Below are 23,378 nucleotides of genomic sequence, written 5' to 3' on the forward strand. Positions count from 1 at the left end.
CCGTCCGGCCGCCTCCGTCCGCCATGGTCATGTGTTCATGCGACTGTGTACGCCTGTCTCCGTCAGCCTCGCAGCGGCAGCCGCCCTCCTGACCGCGCCCATGCCGCGCGCACACGCCGATCCCGGCCCCGACCCGCACGGATTCCCGATCACCACCCGTATCCACGGCGGCCCCGACACCTATGTGGCCGGTGGCGGCCTCGGGACCTGGTACCTGGACCTCACCAACACCACCGCACGCACCCGCACGGACATCCACCCCGTCGTCGTCCTCGTCGACGACAAGAACGCACTCGAACCCTCCCAGGCCCGTCTGGAGTTCTACGACGGCGAGCGCCCCCACCCCGTCGGCCTCGAGGCGACCGACGCGAACGAACTGGTCGGCGCCTTCGACGACGGCTTCCCCGGCTTCACCGTCGCACCCGGCCGGACCCTGACCGTGAAGATCCGGCTCGGCATCACCTCGGACGCCGTCCCGAACGACATCACCGCCGCCGCGGCCGTCGTACAGCGACACACGGACGACGGGGACTGGGTCGGGCAGTCCAACGACTACCGGTTCGGCATCGACGCCGGACCGGACCGCACCCCGGCCCCCGGGACGAGCGACACCCCGCTGCCCTTCGCCGACGAACTCGCCCGAACCGGCCTCGGCACGCCCGGCGTCGCGATGGCCGCCACCGTCGTCGTCCTCCTCGTCACCGGCGGAGCGATCCTGCTGGCACGCAGACGCCGCTGACCCGGCCGCGAGTCAGGGGAGGGCGACCGTCAGACGCGGTCCACGAGATCCGCGATGGAGTCCACGACCTTCGTCGGCCGATACGGGTACCGCTCGACGTCGGCCCTGCTCGTCAGCCCGGTCAGCACGAGGAAGGTCTCCATCCCGGCCTCCAGCCCGGCCAGGACGTCCGTGTCCATCCGGTCGCCGATCATGGCGCTGGTCTCCGAGTGCGCGCCGATGGTGTTCAGCGCCGTCCGCATCATCAGCGGGTTGGGCTTGCCGACGAAGTACGGCTCCTTGCCGGTCGCCTTGGTGATCAGCGCGGCGACGGACCCGGTCGCCGGAAGCGCGCCCTCGGGGGAGGGGCCGGTGTTGTCGGGGTTGGTGGCGATGAAACGGGCACCGTTGTTGATCAGCCGGATCGCCTTGGTCAACGCCTCGAAGGAGTACGTCCGGGTCTCGCCCAGGATCACAAAATCGGGATCGGAGTCGCTCAGCACGTACCCGGCGTCGTGCAGCGCCGTGGTCAGGCCCGCCTCCCCGATCACATAGGCGGTCCCGCCGGGGTGCTGGTTGTCCAGGAAACTCGCCGTGGCCAGGGCGGAGGTCCAGATGTTCTCCGTCGGCACGTCGAGGCCGATCCGGATCAGCCGGGCGTGCAGGTCACGCGCGGTGTAGATCGAGTTGTTCGTCAGCACCAGGAACGGGCGTCCCGAATCCCGCAGCTTCTTGATGAAGGCGTCCGCGCCCGGCACCGGGACCCCCTCGTGCATCAGCACCCCGTCCATGTCGGTGAGCCACGATTCGATGGGCTTGCGCTCTGTCATGGGTGCGGACTCCTGGTGCATGCGTACGTGTGAGACGCCCAATGCTATGCAGTCGCCCCACGGCGGCAACGCCCCTGCTCGGGCATCTCACCTCGCGGTCACCTCCCGCACCGCGGCCCCGGACCCGGGGACCCGAGTGGAGCAGTGCCGGACCGCCCCGGGATGCGGAGCCGGGCTCCCCGGGGGATTCTCCAGGTATCTGGAGGTTCACGATGGGTTCCCTACGCCTCACTCTCTGTACCGCGGTCCTGGCCGTCGCCGCCTTCGCCCCGGTCGCACAGGCGGCGGACGGCGGAAGCGTCTCGGTGACCCCGTCGTCCCCGGCCCCCGGCACCGACCTCACGCTGCGGGTCACCGGCTGCGCCGGGAAGACCGCCACCGCCGCCTCGGCCGCGTTCGTCGCGGACGCCAGACTTACCGGGGCCGGCGGCAGCCTCGCCGGCCAGACCCGGGTCCGCTCCTCGGCCGAGCCCGGCTCCTACGACGTGAGGATCACCTGCGCCGACTTCGAGGTGAAGGGCCGGATCACCGTCGTAGGGGACAAGAGCACCACCGCCCCCGCGTCCCCCGCCGCCCCCGTCGACGCGGGCGGCGGCTGGACCGCCACCCACCTGTCCACCATGCAGCCCCGTGCCACCGGCCCCGGCACCGGGCACGCGGTGACCGGTCTGGTGCTCGCCGGAGTCGCGGCGGTGGCCGTCGTGCTGCGCAGCAGCCGCCGGAGCCGCGGGACGGACTGACCGGCGATGTCCGACCGCTTCACCGACCAGGGCGCTGACGAACCCGCCGGACGGGACCGTGTCTCCGGGACCGGACGCCTGCTGACCGGCGTGGCCTGGGCCATGCTGCTGCTCGGACTGTGGCTGTGGGGCCGCGAGGTGAGCGACATACGGCACGTCGGGTCCGCGCCGACCACGGGTGACGTGGCCGCGGTCGGCCGCCCCCCGGAGGTCGAACTCCCGCCCGCCGCACGGCCCTTGGCGGACGCGCGACCGCAGCGCCTGGACATCCCGGACCTCAGAGTGCAGGCACCGGTGGTGGCCCGTGGCCTGGACCCGCGGGGCGCCCCCGACCCGCCGCCCTTCGACCAGCCCGGGGTCGTCGGCTGGTACGCGGCCGGCGCGAAACCGGGAGCCGCCGGGACCGCGCTGATGGTGGGCCACGTCGACACCGAGACCCGGCCCGCGGTCTTCTACCGGATCAGCGCCCTCAAGCCCGGCGAGAGGATCCGGGTGATCCGCGACGACGGCAAGGTCGCCGAGTTCACCGTCGACGACGTCCAGGTCCTCACCCGGGACCGCTTCGACGCCCGACGGGCCTACGGGCAGCGCACGTCGGGGCGGGCCGAACTGCGGCTGATCACCTGTGGCGGCACCTTCGACCGCACCAGCCGCAGCTACACGGCGAACGTCGTCGTCTCGGCGTACCTGACCGGCACCGGCCGCTGACCGGCACCGGCCTCGCGTAACCCCGGTCCTTCACCTGGCCCGGTCGGCGACCCGCTCCCCCCGAAGTCGCCGACCGGGCTGGTCCTCGACCGCGCGCGCTCGGGTTGCGGGAGTAACCCGGCGACGGCGCGGGAGGCCTTGAGGCTCGGTGGGTGCTGAGTCGGCCAGGGGCTGGGGCCGTATGAGAAGACTGTAGAGCGGATGGGTGCCCTGGCCTAGAGGCTGGTTGACGCCAAGACCCGATGCGTGGCTCTCCGTCATACGGCCTGGTGGCGAAGGGTCCTACGACCTGGTGGCGAGGGGCCTACGCGGGTCCGTCGGCGTTTCCCTCCAGCTCCCGGCCCAGCTCGGCGTCGTCCGCGAGGCCCTCGATGACCGCGCTGGCCACCCGGTCCAGCGGCAGCTGGTGTCGTCGCGCGTACTGCCTGAGCGCGACGAACGCCTGGTCGGCGCGGACGTTCCAGCGCTCGGCGAGCATGCCCTTGGCCTGTTCGATGCGGACCCTGCTGGACAGGGCTTCCTGCAACTGCCCGGACAGGGTGCGGTACTGGTCGCAGGTGCGGCGGTTCTGCAGGCCGAGGGCGGCGGCGTCGGCGAGGGCCTGGGCGATGTGCAGCTCCGGCGCGACATCGGCCGGGGGGTTGTCGGGCAGCGTCGGCACGAACACGTTGAGGGCGCCGAGCAGGTTCTCGCGCCGGCGCAGCGGGACCGCGTAGGTCGTCACGATGTCGTGCCGGAGCGCTCGTTCGGTGAAGTCGGGCCAGCGGGCGCTCGCGTGGGCGACCCGGATGGAGACGGGCGGTACGGGCTTTCCGGTGCCGTAGCTGTCCACGCAGGGCCCGCCGCCGTGCTGCGCCGCCAGCAGCTCCAGCGCCACGTCCTCGTGCCGGCTGCTGGCGGCCAGCGCCACCGACCGGCCTCCGTCGATCAGCATCACCCCGGCCGCCCAGGCGTTCAGCAACTCCACGCAGTGGTCGGACATCCGTTGTAGGTACCGGGTGGACTCGAACCCCTCGTCGAGGGTGTCCGCCGCCTCCACCAGCGCCGAGGCCAGCCGGATCTCCCTGATGGCGTCCCGCATCCCAGAAGCACTCCCCTTCTTCGACGAGCGCCCCCCATCCAGACGCGCATCTACCCCGACCTTCGGGGCTGTAACAGCTCCTGGACAAGGCTCCGGTGACCTCGTGGGCGGCGTGCCCGGTGTGTCACGATTGAGACTTGGCATGGTGCACCCAGGGGGGAATTGGATGTACGTCAGCAGGGGGGCCAGGAACGGAACCCGTGCACGGGCTTCCGCGGCGGTGCTGGGGGCGGCACTGCTGCTCGCCGCGTGTTCGTCGTCGGGGGACGGCGACGAGACGGGCGAAGGCGACAGGACCGGTGCCGCGATCACCCAGCAGCCCAAGGAGGCCGACCCGTTCTGGGTCAACCCCGCGGGCAACGCGGCCAAGCAGGTCGCCGCGTACGCGAAGAGCGGCCAGGACGACAAGGCCGAGCAGATCCGCAAGATCGCCCAGCAGCCCACCGGCGAGTGGATCGGTCCGGAGAACCCGGAGCAGGAGGCGCGCGGCTTCACCGAGGCCGCCGACAAGGCCGGCCGTACGGCTCTCCTGGTCCTCTACAACATCCCGCACCGCGACTGCGGCCAGTACTCCCAGGGCGGCGCCGCCGACGGCGACGCCTACCGGACCTGGATCGACGGTGTGGCCGCGGGCATCGGCGACCGCGCGGCGACGGTCGTCCTCGAACCGGACGCCGTGCTCCACCTCGTCGACGGCTGCACCGAGGACGACTTCCACGAGGAGCGCTACGACCTCCTCGGCGACGCCGTCAAGAAGCTCAAGTCCCTGAAGAACACCCGGGTCTACCTGGACGCGGGCAACGCGGGCTGGGGCCACCCCGACCAGATCTTCGACCCCCTCAAGCGGGCCGGCATCGCCGAGGCCGACGGCTTCTCGGTGAACGTCTCCAACTTCTACTCCACCGAGGACTCCATCACCTACGGCAAGGAACTCTCCGCCAAGGTGGGCGGCAAACACTTCGTCATCGACACCAGCCGCAACGGCAACGGCCCCTACAAGTCCGGTGAAGAGAACGAGCGTTGGTGCAACCCCCCGGGCAGGGCGCTCGGCGAGACCCCGACGACGAAGACGGCCGACTCCCTCGTGGACGCCTACCTGTGGGTCAAGAGGCCCGGCGAATCAGACGGCGAATGCAAGGGCGGCCCGAAGGCAGGCCAATGGTGGCCGACCTACGCCTTGAAACTGGCGCAAGGCTCGGACACCTAGGGGCGCGGGGCTGTACCGATCTGCGGCTGCGCCGCGTGGTCGCGACCAGCCACAGCGCTACGGCACCCGCGGGGCCGGCCGGTGGCCGGCCTACGCCTTGAAACTGGCGCAAGGCTCGGACACCTAGGGGCGCGGGGAACTGCGCGACCAGCCACAGCGCTCCCGCACCCGAAAGGCAACCCGCGGGAGCGCTACGGCACCCGAACCCACTGAGCCTCGCTCGGCGTCCCCTGATCGTCGTCGACGAACAACATGTACCACCCAGACTGAACGAGGTTCTTGTTCTCCGGCACAGTCACCTTCACCTTGTCCCCGGACACCGTGAACTTGAGCTCGATGGACCGCTGATCCACATCGGTCACATGAGTCGACGCACTCGGCCGGATCAACCGCACCTTCTTGATCACCGAGGCCTGCGGAGACGTGAACGTCCCCGACGCACCCCGAGCGATCGTCTGCGGCCCCCCGGACAGCGAGGGCCGGGAGTCCCGGTACAGATAAGGGGGCGTGTAGATCTCGATCCGCTGCTCGAAGACACCCGGCTTGGTGTTGGCCTTGTCCCCGTACAACGAGTCAGATCCGAAGAACATCACCCGCCCGTCCGGCAACAGCAGCGACCCGGAGTGGTAGTTCCGCCCGACGAGTGGATCGGCCATCGACTCGAACGTGTTCGTGTCCGGGTGGTACAGCCGGGCCTGAAGGATGTTGGAGTCACCGCGGCCCCGGTAGTCCTCCGACCCCCCGGACACCAGCACGCTGTCGTCGGGAAGGATCGACGCCTGCGGATACCGCGTCCCCTTCTCCAGCGTCGGCCCGTCCACGAACCTCGGGCTGTCCGCCTTCAGGTCCACGATCCGCGTCCGATCGCTGGACCGCGCGGACTCACCGACCCCGCCGCCCCCGATCACCATGAACTTCTCGTCCTGTGCCGGAGGCAGCAGCACGGTCCCGGACGTCTCCATCTCGCCGGGGTCGCTGAGCCCCGGGACCTTGGTGAACTCGTTGTCGGCCACGTCCCAGACGCCCGGTACCCGGCCCACGTTGTCCGGCCCGTACCCCGCGTTGGACCCCGAGTAGAAGACCTTGCCGTTCTGCATGAGGAACAGCGCCGGGTAGGTCGGGAACTGGCGGACCTTCGGGAGGTACGTCCACTTCCTGGTCCTCGGGTCGAAGACCTCGTTCTTGCCCGGCACCAGCTGCCCGATGTCGTCGAGCCCGGAGACACTGAGGATCTTCCCGTCGCTCAGAGTGGTGAGCGTCGGATACCAGCGGGCCTCCTTCATCGGGTCGACCTTGATGTACTTCTCGGCGACCGGGTCGAACTCGAAGGCGTCCCGGATCCCCTGGAAGTCCTTCTTGTCGAGGGCGAGCTTCTGCGCGATGCCGTAGGTGTTGCGGGCGTCGGTCCCGGTGAGCCCCTGGATCCGGTAGTTGTCCTGGGTGCCGGTCTCGTACTTGCGGCCGCTCTTCTGCGCCTCGACGTAGATACGCCCGAGCCCGGGGTCGTTGCGCAGGAACTTCCCGGTCTTCTTGTCGAAGACCTTCGTGGCCCGCTCCACGACGACCGGGTCCTTGGACACGAAGGTCCTGCCGCCCTCCTTGCCGGTGAACCTGGTGCCCGCCGGCAGGGTGACCGGCCGGTCCGGGTTCTCGTTGTGGACGATCATCAGGCCGCCGGCCTTGGTGACGTCACCCTTGAGCTTCTCGTACCGCTTGGTGCCGCCGGCGATCAGCAGATTGCCGTTCGCCAGCTGTGTGTGCCCGGTGCAGAACAGGTCCTTGGGCGTGTCCACCTTCTTGATGGTGCCCTTGACCGGGTCCCAGACCCGGGTGTCGAACCTCTTCGCGTCGAAGTTGTCCTGGTCGTTTCCCGAACCCGCCACCAGCAGCACCTTCCCGGTGCGCAACAGCGCCGCGTGGATGGTGTTCTGGCGGTACTCCTCGGGGAACTGGACGACCTCCCACTTGCCGTTCTCGGCTTTGTACTCGGGTCTGTTGATCTGGTACTGGTGGTATTTCTGCGTCCCGAAGCGATACAGCCACGGCCCGTTCATCCCGGCCAGCGCGAGCACCACCGCCGTACCGATCGCGAGCCGTCGGGCGCGGCGGCGGCCTGCACGGTCGTTCATTCCTTACGTCCCCCAAGTCCGCCAAGGGCGATCTGCATGGTCTGGTCGGTGCCCCCGTCGCCCGCGGTGCCCGAGTGCGAGGCGGCGGCCCAGGTCGGCTTGTGGGCCGGGGCGTGCTGGGTCGGCAGCGGCTGCGGCTGGTACTGCGGCTGCGCCGGAACCTGAGCCGGGACCACGGCCGCCGGAGCCCCTCCCGCCTGCTTCCTCCTCGCCTGCCGCAGCATGTGCCGCCAGGTGAGGATCGGCGTCGCGGTGATCAGCAGGGCGAAGATCGCCCAGATGACCATGGCGGGATGTGAGTGCCCGCGGGCGATACCGACGCCGATCGAGCCACCGAAGATGGCGATGAAGTACCAGTGGTACCGGAAGGTCGCGAACCACCGGTCGGGGCTGGCCGAGTCGCCCTTGGGCGTGACCACGAACTTGCTCTTGCGCCGCAGCAGCGAGTCGACCAGCGCCTTCGCGTACAGCGGGGCGGACAGCGCCGACATCACCATGCCCGCCACGCCGCCGGAACCCTCGGGCTCGTGCGGGGAGACGTTGTGCCGGCGGTTCCAGATGTACAGGCCGATCTGGAGCGCGGAGGCGTTGCCGTAGAGCATCAGCCACACGGTCGGGTCGATGTTCACACCCGATGCGCCCAGGCCCAGGAACAGCGCGCAACTCAGGGCCGCGAGGATCCAGTTGAGGGCGGACATCGGGTAGAAGATGATCATCATCGTGTAGTTGAAGAGCTTGCTCGGCGGCAGCGAGTACCAGCCCTTCCAGTACTGCTTGAGGATCGTCTCGTACGTCCCCCGCGACCAGCGCATCTGCTGGGTGAAGAAGTCCGTCCAGGCGCTGGGCCCTTCACCGACCGCGAGCACGTCCGGGGTGTAGACCGAGCGCCACTTGCGGCCGGTGGCCGGGTTCCTGTGGCGGTGCATCTCGAAACCGGTCGCCATGTCCTCGGTGATCGAGTCGTACAGCCCGCCGATCTGCTGCAGCGCCCTGATCCGTACGGCGTTGGACGTGCCCACGAACATCGGGGAGCCGTACTTGTTCCCGGCGCGCTGGATCAGCGCGTGGAAGAGGAACTGCTGGGACTCGGCGGCCTTGGTGACGAAGTTGTCGTAGTTGCCGTAGACCTGCGGGCCGATCACGAAGCCGACGTCCGGGTCGCGGAAGAAGCCGAGCATCCGCTCCAGGTAGTTGGGCAGCGGGACGTGGTCGGTGTCCACGGAGGCGAAGTAGTCGTAGTGGTCGCCGTGCGCGTCCAGCCAGGCGTTGTAGTTGCCGTGCTTGGTCCTGGCGCGGTGCGGGCCCTTGGGCCGGTTCCACTTCTCGACGCCCTTGCGGGAGAAGTGGTGCACGCCGAGCCGGGCGCACACCTCCTTGACCGCGGGGTCGTCGCCCTCGTCCAGGAGCCAGACATGCAGGAGGCCGCGGTGGCGGATCTTCACCGCGGCTTCCAGTGTTCTGGTCACCATCTCCAGCGGCTCCTTGCCGGGCACGAAGGAGGTGAGGAAGGCGACTCTGGTGCCGGTCTCGGGCACCACCGGGATCGGGTCCCGGGCGACCAGGGTGGCGTGCGCGTTGGACAGCACGTTCATGCAGCGGAAGAACTCGATCAGGCCGATCGAGACGAGCATGACGATGTCCAGCGCCGGCAGCCAGGAGAAGGCCGGGTAGTCCCGCTCGGTCCAGTGCTCGGGCTGCAGCAGCCAGGCCAGCAGGACCAGCGAGAGCAGCGGCGCGGCGGCGAGCATCAGGGCGACCCGGATGCGGTGCGGTTCCTGCGAGATCAGCGAGCGGTACTGCACCTTGTACGGCTTGCCCGGATCGGGCTGTGTGAGGGGACCTGCCAGTCGGCTGTAGTGCTCGTAGTCGTACTTCGGAAGCGTCTTCTTTATCCGGCCCAGCGCGCCGGTCCGATGCGATGACAGCCTGAGCTGAGTGGTTTCGGACGGGTCGAAGTTCTGCCGGGCGCCCGTCGGCGTCGACGTCATGAGTCATCCCCCCACACGCGGATCAACCGCGTGTCGTCGGTTCCTTACGACTGCTCCGGTCCCCCTCGACCTTCACAGACGTATCAGTGGTGGGCCGCAGTCACCACAATTCACACCAATAGACGGGTAACCGCGCCCTCCCGGTTGCAGACGCCCCCCTCGGCATCCTCGGCAACGGGGCCCCCTTTCCCCGCAAGACCGACAACCGGCTCCTTGCCCCCCAACTGCCGCGTATACGCAGCATCTTGAAAACCAGGGTTCTACGGGGCTCATCATGATCGCAAGATGCGAAACGCGGTGTTTACCGGTCATACGCGTTCATTGTGGCGCCTGACATGCAAGAAGCCCCCCGCCTGAGCGAGGGGCCTCCCGTGCCGGTGCGCCGCGAGGGACTCGAACCGTCCTGGTGTGGCGGGTGTGCCTCGCCTGCTGCCTTTTTCCGGGGGCCCCCGGGCCCACGGCCGCCTCTGTCGAACTCCGGTTGGATGTGGAGCGTCAGAGTGATCCGCCTGAAACATGTCAGGCCCCCCGCTTTCACGAGAGGCCAGACACCGCCGGTGCGCCGCCAGGGACTCGAACCCCGGACCCGCTGATGCTGTGTCTTCTGGGGGATAACCCCCAGACCCCCAGCCGGTCTCGCGGCGGGCGTGGGGATACGCCGAAGGGCCCCTCGTTCTCACGAGAGGCCCTTCACAGGTGCGCCGCCAGGGACTCGAACCCCGGACCCGCTGATTAAGAGTCAGCTGCTCTAACCAACTGAGCTAGCGGCGCCTGCTGACCTGCGCAACTGTACCCGACGCGGAAGGGTGCCCCGGCTCGCGGTACATCATTCGGACCGTCAGCATGCGCGTCGGGGCGACAGTTGAGAAACTGACGAATGTGCACAGTTGCGGACATTTCGATCTGGAGTGTGAGGGGCGTCGCATGGAGACTCCGGTATTCGAGGAAATCGATCCCGCGGACGACTGCGACTGCCCCGGTTGCGTCCACTGGCGGCGTGTCCTCCCGCGCTCGACCGGCGGGCACCCGGCCGCCGCCACCCGGGCCGTGATCCTCGCCGCCGCGGCCTCCACCGCCCTCGGCGTGATGCACACGGCCCCGGCCTTCGCCGCCCCCCACGCCCCCTCCCGGCCGAGCGTCCCCGCGGGTGACGAACCCGACACCCCCCAGGGTGACAAGGCCCCGCTGCACGGTCCCGGTGGCAGGCCGGCGGTCGTCAAGACGCCGGTCACCACCCGCGCCGACATCATCAGGCGCGCCAAGCAGTGGGTCGCCGCGAAGGTGCCGTACAGCATGTCCGCGTACTGGGGCGACGGCTACCGGCAGGACTGCTCGGGCTTCGTCTCCATGGCCTGGAACCTCCCGGGCAACGAGTGGACGGGCAGCCTCGACCAGTACGGGGTGCGGATCGCCAGGGACGACCTCCAGCCCGGCGACATCCTGCTCTTCCACAACCCGGCCAACCCCGAGAACGGCTCCCACGTCGTCATCTTCGGCGGCTGGACGGACTACACGCACACCTACTACCTCGCCTACGAGGAGACCCGCCCGTACGCCCGCAAGCAGGCCACCCCGTACGCCTACTGGAGCAACTCGGCCCGGTACGTCGCCTACCGGTACAAGGGGCTCGCGGGCGGTACCGCGGGCGCCGAACCGGGCACCGACGAGCCGGACACCGCCAAGCCCGAGTCGCCTGAGGTGACGCCCTACCCCGGGGCCGCCTACTTCGGTCCCGGGGCCAACAACAAGTACGTCACCCAGCTCGGCCGCATGCTCGTCGAGCGTGGTGCCGGGCGCTACTACACCTCCGGTCCCGGCCCCCGCTGGACGGACGCGGACCGCAGGGCCACCCAGGCGTTCCAGCAGGCGCAGGGCTGGCGGGGCCCGGACGCGGACGGGCTGCCCGGGGCGCAGACCTGGGCACTGCTGAGCACCGGCGGCGGCAAGGACGTCGACGCGGGCGCCGCGGGACCGCCGGCACCCTCCTCGCACGGTGTCCCCGGCTACCCCGGCCGCGCGATGTTCCGGTCCGGCGCGAGCAACGAGTTCGTCGCCCGGCTCGGAAAGCAGCTGGTCAAGAAGGGGTTCGGCAAGTACTACACGAGCCCCCCGGGGCCACGCTGGGGCGAGTCGGACCGGCGCAACGTGGAGGCCTTCCAGCGTGCCCAGGGCTGGCGGGGCGGCGCGGCGGACGGCTACCCGGGCCCGGAGACCTGGCGGCGGCTCTTCTCGTAAGCACCCGCCGTCATCACCCGTCGTCATCACCCGTTGTGACATCTGGCGCGGAGGCTGGAGACACGCATGAGCACGACCACTTCACCCACACCGGAGTCCGAGGGGCACGCCCGCCCCGCCCGGCTCATCCAGAACGAGGCGACCACCGAGATCCCGGTCCATCTCCTGTTCCGTGACGACCCGGACCCGGTGTCCGTGCCGTTGAGGCCCGCGGTGGTCGCGCGCCGGCAGGGCACCGGGGAGCAGCCCCGACTGCGCAGGCCCGTCCAGGCCGCCTCGCGTCCGGCCCCCGAGGTCGACCCCGAACTGTTCGAGCGCCCCGCACGGGTGCTGCCGGGCTCGGTCGGCGTACTCGCCGGCGCCTGCGGGCTGGCCGGGTGCGCGGTCACCTCGTGGTGGGCGGGCGTGCTGCCGCCGCTCGCCCTGGAGGCGCTGCGGCTGCCGTCGTACGCGGGAGCGGGTCTCGGTCCGGCGCAGTGGGCGGCCTACGCCGGGGCCGGTGCCCTCGGGCTGTTCGGCTTCGGCGGGCTGGCGCGCGGCCGGACCGGGCGGGCCTGGGTGCTCGGGCTGTTCGGCCGCTACCGGGGAACCGTCCGGCGCACCGGCCTGATGTGGGTCAACCCGCTGCTGCTGCGCCGCCGGGTCGACGTACGGCTGCGGCACTGGCGCGGTGAGCCGCTGCCGGCCGCCGACGCGAGCGGGGTCGCGCTGCGGGTCGTCGTGCTGGTGGTGTGGCGGGTGCGGGACACCGCGCGGGCCACGCTGGGCGTCGACGACCACGAGACGTATCTGCGTGAGTGCGTCGAGGCGGCGCTGGCCAGGGTCGCGGTGGAGGCGCCGGGGTCCGGCCGCGGTTCGGCCGACATGGCCGGAGAGGCGCTGACCCGGCTGGTGGCCGCGGAGACCGCGCCCGTCGGCGTCGAGGTGTTCTCGGTCCAGCCGTTGCGCGTCGAGTACGCCCCCGAGGTCGCCGCCGCGATGCACCGCCGCCGCATCGCCGCGCTGGACGCCCAGCACCGGGCCACCGTGCTGACGTCGGTCGTGGACTCGGTGGAGGACACGGTGACCCGGCTGACCGTGCGGGGTCTGGTGGAACTGGACGACTACGAACGCAAGGCGCTGGTCAAGGACCTGACGGTGGCGTTCTGTTCGGGGCGGGGAGAAACGGGCCAGTGATTGGTCTGGACATGCTCAAGTAACGGCAATATTCTGGGACTTGGTCTAGACCTGCACGCCTCACGGAACATCCCCCACGTTCTCCAGGAGCGGCAGCATGCGCAGAAAGACCAAGTGGTACGCCGCCGCGCTCGGGCTCACGACGACGGGCGCGCTGGTGCTCTCGTCCGGCGGTGCGAGCGGCCACGGCTACACCGACCTCCCCATCAGCAGGCAGAAGCTCTGCCAGAACGGCACCGTGACGAACTGCGGCGACATCCAGTGGGAGCCGCAGAGCGTCGAGGGCCTCAAGGGCTTCCCGGCCGCGGGCCCCGCCGACGGCCAGATATGCAACGGCGGCGCGAGCCGTTTCAGCCAGCTCAGCGCACCGAGGACGCCGTCGGGCACCGCCTGGCCGGCGACGAAGGTGACGGCCGGTCAGAACTACACGTTCCGCTGGCAGTTCACCGCCATGCACGCCACGACCGACTTCAAGTACTACGTCACCAGGGCGGGCTGGAACCAGAACCACAACCTGGCCCGCTCCGACCTCAACCTCACCCCGTTCCTGACCGTCCCCTACAACGGTCAGCGGCCACCCTCGACCCTCTCGCACAGCGGCACCCTGCCGTCCGGGCTCAGCGGACGGCACGTCATCGTCGCGGTGTGGACGGTCGCCGACACCACGAACGCGTTCTACGCCTGCTCGGACGTCACGTTCTGAGCATTGCTTGAGACAGTCCAGGCTTCCCCCGGGGTACGTTCCCCCACACGAGCACCACGTGACCTCGGGGGATGCATCATGGACGCCTTCTTCTACCTCCTTCCCGGCCTGATCATGGCCGGGGCCGTCTTCGCCGGGTACCGCGTGCTGCGGCGCTGGCTCCAGATCCGCAGTGCCTGGAACAGCGGCCTGACGGCCGAGGCGCGCTGTCTGCGGGCGTACACGACGACCCACGGCGGTAGCGGCGACACCCGGGTGCGCACCACCCTGCACCACGTGTACGAGTTCACGACCCGCGACGGTCAGGTCGTCCGCTTCGAGGAGGAGGACGGTCCGGGGACCACGGTCGAGGGCGACATCGTCACCGTCCACCACACCGCCGGCCCCGGGATCGTCGCCACGGCCCAGGCGCCCGGCAGCGCCAGGCACGCGGTGGCCGCGTTCGGCACCCTCGTGGTTCTCGGTGTCGTCGTGGTGTTCTGTGTCGGCTTCATGGTCACCTTCGCCGAGATGTCCTCGGGTGCGAACGCGGGCGGGTTCTGACCCTCCACATCTGACGGTCCGTCAACTACCGTGCGGCTCCATGGACTCCAGGAGGCGCACGGTCGCGGAGCTCGTCGCCGGACGGTGGGACGACCACCGTCCGGGGCTGTGGTTCGAGGGTCGGGCGCTCACCCACCACGAGGTCGCCGCCGGTGCCGCCGCCCGGGCGGCCCTGCTCACCGACCTGCTGCCACCGGGCGCCCACATCGGCGTCCTCCTCGACAACACCCCTGAATATCCTCTGTGGTTGAGTGCGGCCGCCCTTTCCCGCGCCGCCGTCGCCGGTATCAACCCCACCCGCCGGGGACCCGAACTCGCCCGCGACATCCTGCACACCGAATGCCGCCTGCTGATCACCGAACCGTCCCGACTCCCTTTGCTGCGCGGCCTCGACCTGCCCGGCGTCCGCCTCCTGGTGACCGGCACCGAGGAGTACGACACCCTGCTCGCGCCCTACGCCGGCGCCGAACCGGACGCCTCCCGCGCCGCCCCCGAGGACCGACTCCTCCTCTACTTCACCTCCGGTTCGACCGGCGCCCCCAAGGCCGCGCTCTGCTCCCAGGGCCGCCTGGCCGCCGCCGGCCGCTCGCTGGCCGACCAGTTCCGGCTCGGCCAGGACGGCGTGCACTACATCTGCATGCCGATGTTCCACGGCAACGCGGTGATCGCCGACTGGGCGCCCGCGCTGGCGAGCGGGGCGGGCATCGCGCTCAGGCGGCGGTTCTCGGCGTCGGGGTTCCTGGCGGACGTACGGGAGTACGGGGCGACGTACTTCACCTATGTCGGCCGGGCGATCCAGTACGTCCTGGCCACCGAACCGCGCGAGGACGACCGGGACAACCCCCTGCGCCTCGGCTTCGGCACCGAGGCCGGCGCGGTGGACGCGGCGGCCTTCGAGCGGCGGTTCGGCGTGCGGCTGGTCGAGGGGTACGGATCCTCCGAGGGCGGCGCGGCGATCCAGTGGGCGCCCGGCACTCCGGAGGGCGCGGTGGGGCGGGCGGGGGCCGGGCTCGTCGTACTGGACCAGCAGACGCGGGCGGAGTGCCCGCCAGCCGTATTCGACGCGGCCGGTCGGCTGCTGAACGGGGACGAGGCGATAGGCGAGCTGGTGAACAAGGGGCCGAACCCCTTCGAGGGGTACTGGCGCAACGCCGAGGCGCAGGCCGAACGGCTGCGGGACGGCTGGTACTGGACCGGCGACCTCTTCTACCGGGACGCCGACGACTACCTCTACTTCGCCGGACGCACCGACGACCGGCTCCGCGTCGACAGCGAGAACCTGGCCGCCGCGATGATCGAGAACATCCTCGCGCGGTACGAGGGCGCGGCGGCCGTCGCCGTGTACGCGGTGCCGGATCCGGTGACCGGAGACCAGGTGATGGCGACGATCGCCGGGACCTTCGAACCGGAGGCCTTCGCGGACTTCCTGGCCGCCCAGCCCGATCTCGGGACGAAGATGGCACCCCGGTTCGTACGGGTCGTGGAGCGGATGCCGGTCACCGCCACGAACAAGATCCACCGGGCGCGGCTGCGGAGGGAAGGCCTGCGGTGCGCCGAGGCGGTCTGGTGGCGGCCACCGGGGGAGAAGGCGTACCGGAGGCTGATGCGGGAGGACGATGCCGTGTCTTCCGGGGGTGACCCTCGGCCGGGTAGGCGGATCTGGAAATGATCACCGCTGAGAAGACGTCAGTGCGCGGAGCAGGATGTCGTCCTGTCGCACGACCTCGGCAGGGACCCGGGACGCGATCGTCTCGATGAGCCGACGCCGGTCCGGTTTCGAGACGAAGGTCAGCGCCGCCTCCGCCCGGCCGGTGCTTCGTCGTTCGAGTACCAGCACCAGGTGCACATTGCGCGACTCGACCGCCACGGTGCCGATTTCGTCCCACCCGAGTCTCCTGGTCCGCAAGGCCCGGCGTACGGCGATTCCCTGCTCCCCGACGACCATCACGCTGAACCGCGCGACGAGGAAGGGAAGGAACAGCGCGCACAGCCCGAAGATCTCCCAGCCGGTCCTGCCGAGTACGACGTCGCCGCCGATCACGATGCGCGGTACGACCAAGAACAGCAGGACCGGACTGAACACCATGAGCATCCGGTACGGCGACGGCCTGATCGACATGTCCTTTTCCTCGGTCATCGGCGGATGCCCGGTCATTCTCCACCGCCGCAGATTCTCTTCCAGGTCTCGATGGTCTTCTCGACGGGCGCACCTCGCGTCCCCAGGCGCAGGGCCTTGGCGGCCCTGCCCACTATGGCCGCTCCGGCGACATCGGCGGTCATGTAACCGACGGCGTTGCCGCACGAATGCCCGGTGCGGTACTTGTCACAGCCGTCGAGGACCAGAAGGGCCTGGGAAGCCACCATCACGCCTGCGCTGATGGCCGCGATGGGCCCCGTCACCACCGCGCACACTTCGCAGACCACACTGACCAGGGCCGCTCCGGCGGCGATGCCCGAGGACCAACTGTTGATCTGGTTGATGACATCGACGTGCTTGTGGACGAACCCGGTGACGCTGCCCCACCCGAACAGGCCCGTCGGGTCGACCCCGTTGAGCGGGTTGCCGTTGACGTAGCAGTACGGGCTGAGCGTCTGCTGGACGTCCGGGTCGACGGTGAGGAACTGGGCGGTGGCCGGGTCGTAGTAGCGCGCCCGCAGGTAGACGAAGCCGGTCTCGGCGTCCGTGTACTGGCCGGTGTACTGCAGGGGCGTGGAGGCCGTGCCGGTGTGGCTGGTCACGGTCCCGTACGGCGAGTACGCGTAGGTGCCGGTGACGGCTCCGGCGGAGCTGGTGAGGGCTCGGGTGGAGCCGAGCTGGTCGTGGAAGTAGTACTGGCTGGTGGTGCCGGTGACCTGCTCCACCGGGAGGCCGGAGGGGCCGTAGAGGTAGGCCGTCGTGCCGTCGGAGAGGAGGGCCGCCGTCTCCTCGGAGTCCCAACTGAAGGCCGTCGTCGTGCCGTTGACCGTCTTCGAGGCCCGCAGTCCGCTGCCGTCGTAGGTGTAGGCGGCGGTTGTCGCCGAGGAGGCGACGCCGGTGAGCTGGTCGGCCTGGTTGTAGCTGTAGGTGGTGACGGCCGAGCCCGTGGTCGCCTTGGTCCGGTTGCCCTGGGTGTCGTAGGCGTACGTCGTGGCACCGGTGGGCGCGCTCGCGCAGGACGGGCTGCCGGGCATCGTGCCGGTGGTGGACCAGCACAGCTGGTCGGCCGCGTCGAACGCCTGGCCCGTGCCGCCGACCTGCACCGGGTTGTCGGCCGCGTCGTAGGCGAACGGCGTGGTGGTCGACCCCGTGGTCGAGGACTTCACCTGCTCCAGGGAGTTGTACTGGTACGTCTGGCCGGTGTCGCTTGCGAGTTGGCCCGCGTTGTCCCTGGTGTAGCTGAGGGACGTCAGCGTGGTGCTGCCGCTGGTCAGGGCGTCGGCGGTGGCCTGGTCGGCGGTGTTGAACGTGGTGGTCGCGACCGTGCCGTTGGGGTAGGTGGTGGTCTTCCACTGACCGTCGGCGTTGTAACCGAAGGCCGTGGACTGGCTGTTCCAGTCCTGAAGGGCCGTCAGGCGGTTGGCCCTGTCGAAGGTCCGGGTGGCCGTCCGGGTCGTCGTTCCGGGGTAACTGACCGATGTCTCATTGCTGTTGGCGTCGAAGCCGTAGCCGGTCGCCGCGCCCGAGCCGCTGGTCTGCGCCACGAGTTCACCGAAGGTGTCGTAGCTCCAGCTGCTGGTGCCGGTGCCGTCGGTCATGCCGGTGCGGCGGCCCATCGCGTCGTAGCCGATGTTGGTGACGTTCGGCGTGGTGCCGTCCGAGTAGCTGATGGAGGCGGTGTTGCCGGCCGGGTCGTAGGTGTAGGTGGTGACCCGGCTCGCCGGGTCGGTGACGGTGAGCAGATCGCCCGCCGCGTCGTACGCCGAGGTGGTGGTGCGGCCCGCGGGGTCGGTGCTGGTGGTCTGGCGGCCCTGGGCGTCGTAGCCGTAGTTGGTGGCGTCGCCCGCGCCGTCGGTGGTTCTGCTGGTCGTGCCGTCGGGGTTGTAGGCGGTCTTCTGGACGCTGGAGTCGGGACGGGTCACGGTCGTCCGGCGGTCGGCGGCGTCGTAACCGTAGGTGGTCTTCCTGGCGTTGGCGTCGGTGGCCGAGACCTGGTCGCCGTCCGCGTCGTAGACGGCGGCGGTGGTGTGGCCGAGCGGGTCGGTGGTGCCGGTCCGGTTGTCCCAGGCGTCGTAGGTGTAGGTGGTGCAGCCGGTGGCCGGTGGGGTGCAGCCGGGTGCGGTGCCCGCGGCGGTGCCGATCGGGGAGACCGTGGAGGTGCGTACGCCGCGTGCGGTGTCGTAGCCGTACTGGGTCTTGTCGCCCTCGGCGTCGGTGGCGCTGGTGACGTCGCCCGCCGTGTCGTACGTGGCGCGGCTGGTGTTGCCGCGGGCGTCGACGGTGCGGGTGGCGTCGCCGGGGTGGGCGGTGTCGTCGTAGTAGACGCCGGTGACGCGGGCGGTCGCGCTTCCGTCAACGGGCTGCGCGGTGGTGCTGGTGAGCAGGCCGTAGCCGTCGCCTCCGGCGGCGATGTGCCCGCTCTCGTCGTAGGCGTAGTCGGTGCGCAGGCCGTCCGGGGTGATGGTGGTGGTGAGGTTGTCGCTGTCGTCGTAGGCGTGGGTGGTGGTGAAGCCGCGGGCGTCGCTGGCGGAGATCTGGTTGCCGTGGTCGTCGTAGGCGAAGGTCTGCAGGTTGCCGTCGGGGTCGCTGATGGAGGTGACGCCGAGGCTGACCGGGTCGTAGGTGTAGCTCCAGGTGCCGGCGTCGGAGGTGCCGTAGCCCTTGGTCTCGGAGGTGAGCAGGCCCTCGGCGTAGGTGTCCAGCGTCTTGTGCCCGGACGGGTCGGTGACCAGGGTCTGCCCGTCGGTGAGACCCGTGCCGCTGTCGGGGCCGTAGGTGAAGGTCGTGGCGTGGCCGAGCGGGTCGGTCTGGGTGAGTACGCGCTCCGAGCTGTCGTACGTCATCGCGGTGACCGGCGCCGGGGTGGCCGTGCTGCCGTAGTTGTCCGGTGAGCGCATCGAGGCCATCAAGTGCGCTGCCGTGTAGGTGAACTGGGTGTGGTCGTCGTCCAGCAGCGACGGGCTCCGGGTGCTGCCCGCGCCGTAGACGTCGGTCAGGTCGCCGTTGCTGTCGTATGCGTACGTGACCTTGCGTCCGGCGGAGTCGGCGAGCGCGGTGATGTGGGTTCCGGTCCAGGTCAGGGTGTAGACACGGCCGCCGGGGTCGGTGATCGTGTGCAGGTTGCCGGAGCTGTCGTAGGCCAGGGTCGTGGCGTAGGGCGGGACCGCCTTGCTGCCGACCAGGTCGGTTTCGGAGACCAGGTGTCCGGTGGCCGTGTCGAAGGTGAAGACGTCCTTCGAGGTGCGGGTGAAGACGTAGTGCGAACCGTCCTTGACCAGGGTGGCGTCATAGCGTGGCGCGCTCGGCGCATACGTACCCGAGGTGTCGTCGAAGGTGACCTGGGAACCGTCCTCCTGATGGACCGTCACATCACCGCTGGTGCTGTCGGTGGTCGCGCTCAGGTTGTACGAGTCCGTCCAGCCCCAGCCGAAGGGGCCGTTGACGGCGAGTGACGCGTTGGGTCCGGTGGAGCTGGCCAGTGCGGAGGCGTAGGTGCGGGTGAAGTCCAGCGGCATGCCGCGGCCCGGCGTCGACAGGTCGGTGAAGGTGTCGCCGAAGGCGCCGGTGCTGGTGTCGACCGGGTCACCGGCCGTCCGCTTGGCGCAACCGCACTGGATCCAGGCCGGGTTGCTGCCCTTGGGGGCGTCCTTGATGCCGGGCGGGCCACCGATGGGCTCACCCGGGGTGCCGCCTTCGGGGATGAAGGAGATGGCGTCGTAGGCGACGTCGTAGTCGGCGTAGTTGATGTTGCCGGAGCCGGTGATGTCGCTCTTGTTGGTGAGCTTGATGGTGGCGCCGTTCTCCATCGCGAAGGTGCCGATGGTGACCCACTCCTCCGAGCCCCAGTCCTGGTTCACCCGGATCTTCCAGGGGCTCACCCCGCCGCCGGGATTGATCGTGTAGACGACGTTGGTGGCGCTGGCGGCGGTTGACGGGAAGTGCAGCTTGATCTTGTAGTACTGAAGCTTGGGAAGGGTCGGGGTCCAGGTACCGGTGTTGATCTCGGCCGGGTTGGAGACGTCCTCGGTGTGGGTGAACAGTGTGTGGCCGCCGAAGCCGACCCCGAGCTGGTGGGTGTCGAGGGCGCCGATCGGATCACCGGCGCTGTTGGTGCCGTAGGAGTACGTGAACGTGCCGGCCTGTGACCAGTTGGACGATCCGCAGCCGACCAGGTTCAGCGGTGGCTGGCTCTGCGACTCGTCGACGATGATCGGCGAGCCATGGCCCTCGTCATGGACATGGGCGGTGTCCAGGGAGCAGGACGGCGGATGCGCGTGCGGTTGGACGAGCGCTGGTTCGCTGGAGCCGGAGGCCGCGGTGTAACTGCTGGTGGCGCAGGTCGTGGCGCAGTCGGAGACGAAGGTGACCGGCTGGTGCCACCAGCACTCGGAGTCCGACAGGGTGCAGTACTTGGCGTTGCCGGCGCCGGTGGAGTCGCAGAGGTTGTTGCTGGTGCAGAAGGCGTCGACCGGCGGGATCTGGAGCCAGCTCTTGCCGCCGTGGTAGTCCGGCGTGGTGTAGGCGGGCTCGTTGAAGCGCAGGATCGGGCTGCCCATCCAGCCCATGATGCGTTCCTGGTAGGGCCAGCTCGCGGGGTGCGAGGCGTCGGCGTAGGAGTCGCGCAGATAGGGGGCACGGGTGGGCGGGTAGTCGGGGTTGCGGGGGTTGTTGGCCCAGCCCAGCCCCCAGGTGCCGTCGGGTCCGGTGCAGGTGGCGCTCGGGGTGCAGCCGGTGGTGTTGCCGAACGCGGCGGTCGGCTGGACGCCGGAGTTGTACGCCCAGGCGGCGAGGTACCAGTTCTCCAGGTACTTCGGGTCGCCGCCGTTGACGGTGATTCCGGCGTCGTAGAGCTGGTTCCAGGTGCGCTCCAGGATCTGCAGCCCGGCGGCCACGTTCTCCTGGTAGTCCACCGCGATCTTCCACTGGCCGTGCACCGAGTAGGTGGTGTCACCTGCTGACATGCCGGTGGTGACCTGGCCGAGGCCGTAGCCGCAGTCCGCCTTCGAGTAGTCCATCGAGGTGATCAGGCCGCCCGCACCGTAGTAGTCGGCGACCAGCGCGCCACCGGGAATGCCGGGCAGGGCGTGCCAGGACGCCTGGCTGTAGTTGGACTCCTGCGCCACGATCGCCTCGTACACCGAACGCGGCACCGAGTCCCAGGTGTCGGAGGACGGGTGCTCCAGGGCGACCTTCGCGAAGTCACCGTTGGGGGAGTACGAAACCAGGCCGAGGTTGGCGTAGTTGGCGGGCCGCGTGTACGACGAGCCGGTGAGCAGCCCCTGTTCGGCCATCTGTATCGCCCAGGTCACCTGCGCGGTGCCGGGCTGCATCACCTGCTTGTCCTCGGCGAGCCGGTCCACCGCGCACTTCGGGGTGGTGGTGGCCGCCGCGGTGACGGCTGTGGCGGTACTCGAGGACACCAGCGCGGAGCGCTGCGCGGACCGCGAAGCCTCGGTACCGCCGCTTCCGGCCGAAGCCGTCGGCACGGCATTCGGCAGCGTGGTCGAGGAGCGCCTGGTCGACTTCGCGGCGGACCGTTTCAGCAGCTTTCCGCTCCGGGTCGCCAGTACCAGCGGCGCGGACTGTGGCGTCCTGCTCCCGGCGCCCGTCACCGCCCCGCCGTCCAGCGACACATTCGTCGCCCCGTACGGCAGCGGGCCGGTGCCGATCCTCCGGACCCCGGATCCCGAGGCCACCCGGGTGGCGCCGACGGCGAGCGCGCGGCCCGCCCGGCCCTGCATCAACTGCAGGGACGCGTGCGCCCCTTCACCCAGAGTGGACAGTTTCCCGGACCGCTCCCGCATGATCAGCGAGGACTTGTCCGCGGCCCGTTGCAGCGCGAAGTCCACGCCGCCGCCGGCCGCCGGGCGCAGGTCGTAGGGGATGCCGCCGGTGTTCGCCAGCCGCACCGGACGCCCGGCCGGGCCGCCCTGCTCGGGTATCCGCACCAGGCCGGTCCCCATCACGCCCACCGGGCCGTCGGCCGTCGGGACCACCGAGGTCAACTGACCGTCCACCATGGTGGTGTGCTGGACCTTCCCGGTCGGCAGATCCACCGACAGGACCTGGGTGGTGCGCTGGTTGTCACCGGGGTCGACGGTGAACTCCGCGGCGTCGGCGGTACCGCAGCCCGGGGAGTGGTACTTCAACGCGACCCCGGACGCGACCGGCTTCACCGCACCGGTGCCGAGGTTCACCGAAAAGGCGAATGCCCCGTGATCCCGGGCCGCGGCGATGTTCACCGCCGACGCCGGCAGAACGGTCACCGCGGCGAATTTCCCGTCGCCGGAGACGCACTGATAACCCGTCCAGGCCGAGTCGTCGATGTCGGCAGGCCGAAGTACGGCCATCTCCCGCCAGGTGTATCCGCTGCCCCCGGTGGCCACGTCGACGTGGTAACCCGCCCCGTCGCCCCAGCCGTTGACCATCACGTCCGCCGTGGGCCCGGCCGCGTCCTCGGGCGACGCGGACGTCGTGACCGTCGCCGTCGCTGCCTTCCCGGACCCGACCGCGGTGCTCGCGGCCGCCACGGCCGGAGAGACCGTCCCCGCCACCATCATCGCCACCGAGACCAGGACCACCCCCGGTGCAACCAGCCCCGGAGCAACGCGCCTTGGCGTGATCAGCTTCGGCGCAACCAGCTTCGGCCGTCTACGTGATCGGGTCACCCGACCCACCCCCGTCCCGCGTGCGCCCCCCGTCGGGGCAGCACCCACGCCGCCCCCGTCCCCCGATGGCCCGTCGAGCCAACGCGAAGGGAGGCAAACGTCACAGACGGTATCCGCGGAGAATCAAAGCGGGAGCAATGCAATCTCCATGAAGACTCACGGAATGCAAATTCTCTTCCCTACGCCTCCTGCCACCTGCCGGTCTCCCGGGGACCGCGCCGGCCGGACGTGGACTTGGCGAGGGGCGCGCTCGCTGCAGTGACCCCCAGACCCCCAGCCGCCTCGCAGTGACCCGGGAACGCCGAAGGGCCTCTCGCTCCCACGAGAGGCCCTTCACCGGTGCGCCGCCAGGGACTCGAACCCCGGACCCGCTGATGCTGTGTCTTCTGGGGGTGACCCCCAGACCCCCAGCCGCCCCGTAGTGACCCGGGAACGCCGAAGGGCCTCTCGCTCCCACGAGAGGCCCTTCACCGGTGCGCCGCCAGGGACTCGAACCCCGGACCCGCTGATGCTGT

At 70.0% G+C, this 23,378-nt stretch carries 15 protein-coding genes and 1 tRNA gene; 9 read left to right on the forward strand and 7 right to left on the reverse strand.

Going from position 1 to position 23,378, the window contains the following annotated elements:
• The first annotated feature begins 37 nt into the window (after positions 1 to 37).
• Positions 38 to 739, forward strand: a complete 702-nt coding sequence (locus tag ACFYRX_RS45755) for a hypothetical protein (RefSeq protein WP_389113240.1) — start codon at positions 38 to 40, stop codon at positions 737 to 739.
• A 29-nt stretch (positions 740 to 768) separates the two neighbouring features.
• On the opposite strand, the gene ACFYRX_RS45760 is transcribed toward ACFYRX_RS45755, so the two are convergent.
• Complete coding sequence (locus tag ACFYRX_RS45760) at positions 769 to 1,548, reverse strand: HAD-IIA family hydrolase (RefSeq protein ID WP_389113241.1); 780 nt, start codon at positions 1,546 to 1,548, stop codon at positions 769 to 771.
• Positions 1,549 to 1,760: 212 nt separating this feature from the next.
• Here ACFYRX_RS45760 and ACFYRX_RS45765 point away from each other — a divergent pair, with 212 nt between their 5' ends.
• Entirely contained in the window at positions 1,761 to 2,288 is a 528-nt protein-coding gene (locus ACFYRX_RS45765) for a hypothetical protein (protein ID WP_389113242.1), read from the forward strand.
• Between the two features lie 6 nt (positions 2,289 to 2,294).
• Positions 2,295 to 2,996 carry a class F sortase gene (locus ACFYRX_RS45770; protein ID WP_389113243.1) on the forward strand — a complete coding sequence of 234 codons (702 nt, stop codon included), beginning with the start codon at positions 2,295 to 2,297 and terminating at the stop codon, positions 2,994 to 2,996.
• A gap of 304 nt (positions 2,997 to 3,300) precedes the next feature.
• On the opposite strand, the gene ACFYRX_RS45775 is transcribed toward ACFYRX_RS45770, so the two are convergent.
• Positions 3,301 to 4,077 carry a GAF and ANTAR domain-containing protein gene (locus tag ACFYRX_RS45775; protein ID WP_389113245.1) on the reverse strand — a complete coding sequence of 259 codons (777 nt, stop codon included), beginning with the start codon at positions 4,075 to 4,077 and terminating at the stop codon, positions 3,301 to 3,303.
• 166 nt (positions 4,078 to 4,243) lie between these two features.
• On the opposite strand from ACFYRX_RS45775, the gene ACFYRX_RS45780 reads away from it, so the two are divergent.
• Positions 4,244 to 5,284: a glycoside hydrolase family 6 protein gene (locus tag ACFYRX_RS45780; protein ID WP_389113247.1), complete on the forward strand. Its 1,041-nt coding sequence runs from the start codon at positions 4,244 to 4,246 to the stop codon at positions 5,282 to 5,284.
• A 191-nt stretch (positions 5,285 to 5,475) separates the two neighbouring features.
• Here the strand turns inward: ACFYRX_RS45780 and ACFYRX_RS45785 are convergent, their stop codons facing one another.
• From ACFYRX_RS45785 to ACFYRX_RS45795, 3 genes are all read right to left on the reverse strand, one after another.
• Positions 5,476 to 7,413, reverse strand: coding sequence for a galactose oxidase-like domain-containing protein (locus ACFYRX_RS45785; protein ID WP_389113248.1), 1,938 nt, complete (start codon positions 7,411 to 7,413; stop codon positions 5,476 to 5,478).
• A complete protein-coding gene (locus ACFYRX_RS45790) occupies positions 7,410 to 9,401 on the reverse strand; it encodes a glycosyltransferase family 2 protein (protein WP_389113249.1) in 1,992 nt (663 codons plus the stop codon). Before ACFYRX_RS45790 ends, ACFYRX_RS45785 begins: the two co-directional genes overlap by 4 nt.
• A 697-nt stretch (positions 9,402 to 10,098) precedes the next feature.
• Positions 10,099 to 10,172: transfer RNA gene (locus tag ACFYRX_RS45795), tRNA-Lys, on the reverse strand.
• Positions 10,173 to 10,325: 153 nt separating this feature from the next.
• Here ACFYRX_RS45795 and ACFYRX_RS45800 point away from each other — a divergent pair.
• From ACFYRX_RS45800 to ACFYRX_RS45820, 5 genes are all read left to right on the forward strand, one after another.
• Entirely contained in the window at positions 10,326 to 11,636 is a 1,311-nt protein-coding gene (locus ACFYRX_RS45800; RefSeq protein ID WP_389113251.1) for a peptidoglycan-binding protein, read from the forward strand.
• A gap of 66 nt (positions 11,637 to 11,702) precedes the next feature.
• Positions 11,703 to 12,812 carry an SPFH domain-containing protein gene (locus ACFYRX_RS45805; protein WP_389113253.1) on the forward strand — a complete coding sequence of 370 codons (1,110 nt, stop codon included), beginning with the start codon at positions 11,703 to 11,705 and terminating at the stop codon, positions 12,810 to 12,812.
• A gap of 97 nt (positions 12,813 to 12,909) precedes the next feature.
• A complete protein-coding gene (locus ACFYRX_RS45810; protein ID WP_389113255.1) occupies positions 12,910 to 13,515 on the forward strand; it encodes a lytic polysaccharide monooxygenase in 606 nt (201 codons plus the stop codon).
• A 78-nt stretch (positions 13,516 to 13,593) separates the two neighbouring features.
• On the forward strand, positions 13,594 to 14,058 hold the full coding sequence (locus ACFYRX_RS45815) for a hypothetical protein (protein WP_389113257.1): 465 nt from the start codon (positions 13,594 to 13,596) through the stop codon (positions 14,056 to 14,058).
• Positions 14,059 to 14,098: 40 nt separating this feature from the next.
• Positions 14,099 to 15,727 (forward strand): AMP-binding protein, encoded by a 1,629-nt coding sequence (locus ACFYRX_RS45820; protein ID WP_389113259.1) that lies wholly within the window; start codon positions 14,099 to 14,101, stop codon positions 15,725 to 15,727.
• Here ACFYRX_RS45820 and ACFYRX_RS45825 read toward each other — a convergent pair whose 3' ends face one another.
• Both ACFYRX_RS45825 and ACFYRX_RS45830 read right to left on the reverse strand, forming a co-directional pair.
• Complete coding sequence (locus ACFYRX_RS45825; protein WP_389113261.1) at positions 15,728 to 16,177, reverse strand: PH domain-containing protein; 450 nt, start codon at positions 16,175 to 16,177, stop codon at positions 15,728 to 15,730.
• Between the two features lie 32 nt (positions 16,178 to 16,209).
• Complete coding sequence (locus ACFYRX_RS45830; RefSeq protein ID WP_389113263.1) at positions 16,210 to 22,776, reverse strand: RHS repeat-associated core domain-containing protein; 6,567 nt, start codon at positions 22,774 to 22,776, stop codon at positions 16,210 to 16,212.
• Positions 22,777 to 23,378 lie beyond the last annotated feature (602 nt).

The organism is Streptomyces sp. NPDC005374 (genome assembly GCF_042872225.1).
Lineage (GTDB): Bacteria > Actinomycetota > Actinomycetes > Streptomycetales > Streptomycetaceae > Streptomyces.

What these genes read in the sequence shown, in the direction of transcription:
- ACFYRX_RS45805 (WP_389113253.1), top strand. Translation starts at nt 11,703, where the DNA reads ATGAGCACGACCACTTCACCCACACCGGAGTCCGAGGGGCACGCCCGC.
- ACFYRX_RS45790 (WP_389113249.1), bottom strand. Translation starts at nt 9,401, where the DNA reads ATGACGTCGACGCCGACGGGCGCCCGGCAGAACTTCGACCCGTCCGAA.
- ACFYRX_RS45770 (WP_389113243.1), top strand. Translation starts at nt 2,295, where the DNA reads ATGTCCGACCGCTTCACCGACCAGGGCGCTGACGAACCCGCCGGACGG.
- ACFYRX_RS45755 (WP_389113240.1), top strand. Translation starts at nt 38, where the DNA reads ATGCGACTGTGTACGCCTGTCTCCGTCAGCCTCGCAGCGGCAGCCGCC.
- ACFYRX_RS45775 (WP_389113245.1), bottom strand. Translation starts at nt 4,077, where the DNA reads ATGCGGGACGCCATCAGGGAGATCCGGCTGGCCTCGGCGCTGGTGGAG.
- ACFYRX_RS45765 (WP_389113242.1), top strand. Translation starts at nt 1,761, where the DNA reads ATGGGTTCCCTACGCCTCACTCTCTGTACCGCGGTCCTGGCCGTCGCC.
- ACFYRX_RS45810 (WP_389113255.1), top strand. Translation starts at nt 12,910, where the DNA reads ATGCGCAGAAAGACCAAGTGGTACGCCGCCGCGCTCGGGCTCACGACG.
- ACFYRX_RS45760 (WP_389113241.1), bottom strand. Translation starts at nt 1,548, where the DNA reads ATGACAGAGCGCAAGCCCATCGAATCGTGGCTCACCGACATGGACGGG.
- ACFYRX_RS45800 (WP_389113251.1), top strand. Translation starts at nt 10,326, where the DNA reads ATGGAGACTCCGGTATTCGAGGAAATCGATCCCGCGGACGACTGCGAC.
- ACFYRX_RS45820 (WP_389113259.1), top strand. Translation starts at nt 14,099, where the DNA reads ATGGACTCCAGGAGGCGCACGGTCGCGGAGCTCGTCGCCGGACGGTGG.
- ACFYRX_RS45785 (WP_389113248.1), bottom strand. Translation starts at nt 7,413, where the DNA reads ATGAACGACCGTGCAGGCCGCCGCCGCGCCCGACGGCTCGCGATCGGT.
- ACFYRX_RS45815 (WP_389113257.1), top strand. Translation starts at nt 13,594, where the DNA reads ATGGACGCCTTCTTCTACCTCCTTCCCGGCCTGATCATGGCCGGGGCC.
- ACFYRX_RS45825 (WP_389113261.1), bottom strand. Translation starts at nt 16,177, where the DNA reads ATGTCGATCAGGCCGTCGCCGTACCGGATGCTCATGGTGTTCAGTCCG.
- ACFYRX_RS45780 (WP_389113247.1), top strand. Translation starts at nt 4,244, where the DNA reads ATGTACGTCAGCAGGGGGGCCAGGAACGGAACCCGTGCACGGGCTTCC.